The 5646-nt window shown below is 69.3% G+C and carries 3 protein-coding genes and 1 pseudogene; 2 read left to right on the forward strand and 2 right to left on the reverse strand.

Annotated features, from left to right (window positions below):
- Both AC1DU6_RS18490 and AC1DU6_RS18495 read right to left on the reverse strand, forming a co-directional pair.
- A pseudogene (locus AC1DU6_RS18490) lies at positions 1–3045 on the reverse strand (GH36-type glycosyl hydrolase domain-containing protein); the annotation flags it as partial.
- Between the two features lie 173 nt (positions 3046–3218).
- On the reverse strand, positions 3219–3557 hold the full coding sequence (locus AC1DU6_RS18495) for a thioredoxin family protein (RefSeq protein WP_235532012.1): 339 nt from the start codon (positions 3555–3557) through the stop codon (positions 3219–3221).
- A gap of 88 nt (positions 3558–3645) precedes the next feature.
- Between AC1DU6_RS18495 and AC1DU6_RS18500 the strand changes: the two genes are divergently transcribed.
- Positions 3646–3894, forward strand: coding sequence for a hypothetical protein (locus AC1DU6_RS18500; protein ID WP_457324834.1), 249 nt, complete (start codon positions 3646–3648; stop codon positions 3892–3894).
- Between the two features lie 285 nt (positions 3895–4179).
- Positions 4180–5646, forward strand: a 1467-nt coding sequence (locus tag AC1DU6_RS18505; RefSeq protein WP_477858790.1) for a methyl-accepting chemotaxis protein, incomplete at its 3' end; no start/stop codon positions are given.

A 5646-nucleotide genomic window follows, 5' to 3' on the forward strand; every position in this document is an offset into this window, starting at 1 on the left:
GGCCAGGCCTATCCACAGCGGCGTCAGTGCCCAGGCCAGCAGCAGCGGCAGGGCCTGGTCCCAGTCGACGGGGCGGCCGATCAGGGCCGGCGTCATCAGCAGCAGGGCCAGCGCGCCGGTGGCAAAGGTCACATGCTTGTGCTGGCGCCACAGCGAGCGCCAGTCGGTGCGCGCCGCGGCTTCCGCCGCGTCTGCGGTGGTCCATTCCAGCAGATGCTGATGGCTGACACGCTGGCGCCACAGCGCGCGCACGATGGCGTCGATGCTGAGCCAGCTTGCCGCGGGAAGCAGTGCGATGTGCCAGACGACGCCGCCGATGGCACGCCCGAGTTCAATGGCCGCCTGCCGGTAAAAGCGCGGCAGGGAGATGCGGTCGCCCGACGGCGCGCAGGCCGCCAGAGCGCCCATCAACGGCCCGGCGCCGAAGGTGGCGGCCACCAGCCCCAGCGCCCACGCCGGCGCCAGGCCCAGGCCCATCCACGACGCGACCAGCAGCAGCAAGGCGGCCGGGGCGACGAGGGAGCGGCGCAGGTTGTCCAGCATCTTCCAGATGTGGATGCCGTGCAGGCCCCAGCGGCGCGGGTGGCCGAGGAAGGGCAGCAGCTGCCAGTCACCGCGCGTCCAGCGGTGGATGCGCGAGGCCGCCACGTCGGCATGCATGGGGGCGGGCTCCACCAGCACCACGTCGCTGACGCCGGCGCAGCGCATCAGCGAGCCTTCCAGCAGGTCGTGGCTGAGCACCTGGCCCTCGGGCATGCGGTGGGCCAGCACCTGCGCTGCGGCCTGCACGTCGATCAGTCCCTTGCCGGCGGCGCTGCCTTCGTCGAACAGGTCCTGGTAGACCTCGGAGCTGGCGGCGCTGTAGGGGTCCAGCCCCGGCTGGCCGGCGAACAGGCTGTGGAACCAGGTGCCATGCACCGTGGAGCTGCCGGCGGCTGTGGCCAGCGGCGTGGCGACGCGCGGCTGCAGCATGCCGTGGCCGCGCACGACGGTGACGGCGCCGCTGGATGTGCGGCTCAACCGTGGGCGGTTCAGCGGGTGGGCGGCGATGGCGACCAGCTCGCGCAGCGCGCCGGGGGGCAGGGCGTTGTCGGCATCCAGCGTGATGATGTGGCGGATGTCCGGTGCGGGCGTGGACAGCTCGCCCAGGTCGACGAAGCGGTCAGGCAGCAGCTCGGGCGGCTGACCGGCCAGCAGGGCGGCCAATGCCTCGGTCTTGCCGCGCTTGCGCTCCCAGCCGATCCAGCGCTGCTCGGTCTCGCTCCAGCGCCGCTCGCGGTGCAGCAGCAGGAAACGCGGCCGGCCCTCGCAGGCCGTGCCGTGGCGCTGGTTCAACGCCTCGATGCCGGCGCGCGCCTGGGCGAGCAGGCCCGCGTCCTGGGGCTGGTGCTCGGCCTTGGCATYGGTCCAGTCGCTGAGCAGCGCGAACTGCGCCTCGTCTTCCAGGTTGGCCAGGTGGTGGCGCTCCAGCTGGGCGAGCAGGGTCGCGATGCCCTTGGACCGCGTCAGCATGCAGGGAATGACAACCAGGCTGCGCGCCCCGGCCGGAATGCCGTGATGCCAGGTCAGGCGCGGCAGCTGCGCCGGCGCTGCGGACTCGCTGATGAGGCGGTTGGCCAGCGCGACCACGGCCTCGCTGGCCGGCAGCAGCGACAGCAGCACGGCCGCCACCACCATGGGCCAGCCGGCGCCCGGGGGCAGGCCCAGCAGCAGCAACGTCAGCTCGGCCAGGATCAGCAACCCTGCCAGGCTGGTCAGATAGAGGGCGACACTGTGGCGGCGCAGCCCGGCGGCAAAGCGCTCGCCGGCGGTAGGCTTGAGGCGAAGTTCGCTCAGCAGGCGTTCGCGGCCAGGGCCGGACAGCCAGTACAGCGGGGCGCGCTCTTCTGCGTCCTCGGCCCAGGCGGGGTCGTTGCAAAGCAGGCGCAGCACCTGGGCCACGTCGGCCTCGGGTACGTTGTGGCGCTCGGTCAGGGCCTCGATGGCGTGCATGGCCATGTCGCGCGTGGCCTCGTGCTCCTGGCGGTAGACGGCAATGTGGCCCAGGGCGCGCAGCGTCGGGTGCACAGCTTCGAACAGTCCGGCCCAGTTGGCCGCGCCGAGGTTGCGCAGGCTGCTGATGGCGTTGCGGATGCTCTGGTGGTCGGCCGCGCTCTCGGCCTGCTCGCTGGCCTGCGCAGCGGCTGCGTCGGGCAGCGCCTCGGCCAGCCAGGCGTGCACGGCCGCCCAGGACGAGTCATCGGAGTCACGCTGCTCGGCTTGGCCCAGGGCGCGGTCGGTCAGCCGCTCGTGCAGGCGCAGGGCCAGGGCCGTGATGGCAGGGTCGCGCGGCCAGGCCGATTGCCATTGCTGCAGCTGGTTGCGCACCGCTGCCGCGTCCAGCTGAGGCAGCGCCTCGAACAGGTGCTGGGCGGCGCGGCGCGCCAGATGACGCCAGGCGGCGCGCTCGGCCAGGCGGCGCAGGTTCTCCACCAGCACGACGCGCAGCGTGGACGGCAGGGCCCACAGCTCGCGCAATGTCAGCGCCTCGGCCTCGTGGTGGCCGGCCAGGAAGTGGTGCAGCAGGGCCAGGTCCAGCGAGCTGTCCGCGTGGGCCACCCAGGCCCAGGCGACGCCATAGATGCGCGGCAGGCCCTGCAGCGGTTCGTCGGCCAGCCGGGGCAGGCGCTGGAAGTAGCTGCGCGGCAGGTCGTGCAGCACCTCGTCGAGCTGCTGCTGCACGATGCGGGCGTTGTCCAGCAGCCAGGCGTGGGCGGGGTCGATGTCGGCCTGCAGGCCTTCCTCGGACAGCACGCTCAGGGCGGCGGCCCAGACCTGCAGATTGCTGCGCAGCCGCGGCGAGAAGGGGCGGGGCTGCTGGCGCGGATCGTCCACCCGCTGGGCCGCGGCCAGGCTGCGGCCATGTTCGGCAAAGCGGTCGGCACCGAACTGCACGGCTCGCACCGGGGCAGCGGCCGCTTCGGCGCCGCCGGCGAGGCGCAGGAATGCTTGTGCAGCGCCGGTGGGCGTCAGGTCATGCGGCGGGTGTTGCGGCGGTGCGGACATGCTCCGACTTTGGGTGCCGGCGCGCCGCCGGCACAGCAGCATGCGTCGCGTGTCTCTGTCAGCGCAGTCCTACATCTCCCCCATGAAAAACGTGGGTTCTGCCGCATCGTGGAAAGGCAGCAGCTTTTGTCAGCTCGGACAGGCCGTTTTGGGCGGCCTTGACCCTGGCCAGCTCAGGCTTCGCTGCGCAGGCGCGAGGCCAGCTCGACGTAGGCCGGTTCGACGGGCATGGGCCTCGCGTCCGCCAGGTGCGCCCGCAGCACGCGCCTGAGCGTCTCGGGCTGCGGCGTCAACGGCCCGGCGAAGCGGATGTGCTCGCCGTCGGCGATGAGCAGCGTCGGGAAGGTCTCGATGTCCAGGTCRCCGATGAGTTCGGCTTCGTCCTCGATGTCGATCCAGCGCACATGCAGGCCGGCCTGGGGCAGTTCGGCGCAGGCGGCTTCGAAGATTTCTTGGTAGGACTCGCAGGTGCGGCACCAGGCGGCGCAGAGGCAGGCGATGTGCAGGGGCATGGGCCAATATGGTGCCATGGCGGGACAACGGGCTGTCGTCGTGCTGGAATTCGCAGACTATGCTGCCCTCAACCCACGGAGAGACCAGATGCACAACAACACGCTCCAACCCGCATTCCTGAGTTCGCTGATGACAGCCGGAGCGAACCTCGAGCTTATCTACAACGACCTGGCGCCTCATGCCAACGACAGGATGACGGCGGCGTTGGCACTGGCCAAGCACGCCAGGGAAACTCAAAGGCAGCTCAGGTTCATCGGCATCAGTGCCGGTACGTCGGGCATCAAGCATTTGGCCGAGGAGGGTGAGGGCTACGTCACCTTCTCTCTCGTGTACTGATCGTCAATCGAGCGCCGCCAGTGCCGGCTCTGGGCCATTGCCCATTGCGCGAAGGCTTGCAGCTCGGACGAGCCTTCCCGGTCGGCCCATTGGCAGAGGTAGAAGCCGCGCCCCCGATGACAAAAAGCCGCTGAAGGCACGACGAGCCGCCCGGCGGCCAACTCCATTTCTTCGCTCGGGATGTTCGGCACCGCACGGAGATCGCGTTAGACAGGGCGTACGGTGAGCTGCATTGCGTCGACTTGCCCGCCGGGCTGATGACGCAGGGCGAGGGAGCCGAACTTGATGAATATCTTGACCGTGAGGCACCGCATCCTCGCCAGCTTCGCCGCCGTGCTGGTGTTGATGATTGTCATGGGCGCTGTCATCTACAGCCGCCTCGCTCGCGTGGCTCAGGACGCGACCGTCATCCAGAAGGAGGCCTTGCCCGGCATGCTGTACAGCAGCCAGCTGCTGGCCGCCTGGCAAGAGAACTTCGCGTTGACCCAGGAGCAGGTGTTCGAGAAGGATGAAACCGAGGCGCGCAAGATCGAGTCGCAGTTGCAGGTCAACCGGGCTCGGCTGGAGACCCTGGCCAAGAGCTACGAGAGCACCATCTTCTCGGCCGAGGATCGCGAGAACTACGAGGCGTTCAAGAACCTCCACGTTGCCAATCCTTACCTGCGCACGCAGGACGACATCTTGAAGCTGAGCGCGGCCAGCAAGCGCGACGAGGCCCGGGCGCTGCTGCACAGCCAGCTTGACCCGCAGTACAACAAGCTGCGCGCCGCCGTGCAGTCCGTCGTCGACTACAACATGGCCGATGCCGAGGCGGCAGGCCGGCAGATCATGAGCGCGGTCGCAACGGCCAACATGGCCATCCTGGTCAGTCTCGCCGCGGCACTGTTGCTGGCGCTTGCGCTCGGCTATGTCCTGCTGCAATCGATCACCCGGCCGTTGCACCGGTTGCTCACCGCCACCGACGCGATCAGCACCGGTGACTTGACGCAGCGGATGAACCTGGAGCGGCGCGACGAGTTCGGCACGCTGGCGCAGGGGTTCAACCGGATGACGGAGAAGCTGACGGAGCTGTTCGGCCAGGTCCAGCAGTCCGGCATCCAGGTCAACACCTYGGCGACCGAGATCGCCGCCACATCCAAGGAGCAGCAGGCCACCGCCAGCGAGATCGCTGCGACGACCACCGAGATCGGCGCCACCTCCAAGGAAATTTCCGCCACGTCGCGCGCGCTCGTGAAGACGATGAGCGAGGTGTCGCAGGTTGCCGAGGAGACCGCCTTGCTCGCCGGCGGCGGGCAGGAAGGTTTGCAGCGCATGAGCGAGACCATGCACAACGTGATGGAGGCGGTTGGCTCGATCAACGCCAAGCTCGCCGTGTTGAGCGACAAGGCCGGCAACATCAACCAGGTCGTCACCACCATCACCAAGGTGGCCGACCAGACCAACCTGCTGTCGCTGAACGCGGCCATCGAGGCCGAGAAAGCCGGCGAGTATGGGCGCGGCTTTGGCGTGGTTGCCACGGAGATCCGCCGGCTTGCCGACCAGACCGCAGTCGCCACCTACGACATCGAACAGACGGTCAAGGAGATGCAGTCCGCGGTGTCGGCCGGCGTGATGGGCATGGACAAGTTTTCCGAGGAGGTGCGCCGCGGCATGCAGGAGGTGCAGCAGGTCGGCGCGCAGCTGTCGCAGATCATCTCGCAGGTGCAGGCCCTGGCGCCGCGTTTCGAGGCCGTCAGCGAAAGCGTGCAGACG

The organism is Roseateles sp. P5_B10 (assembly GCF_056400485.1).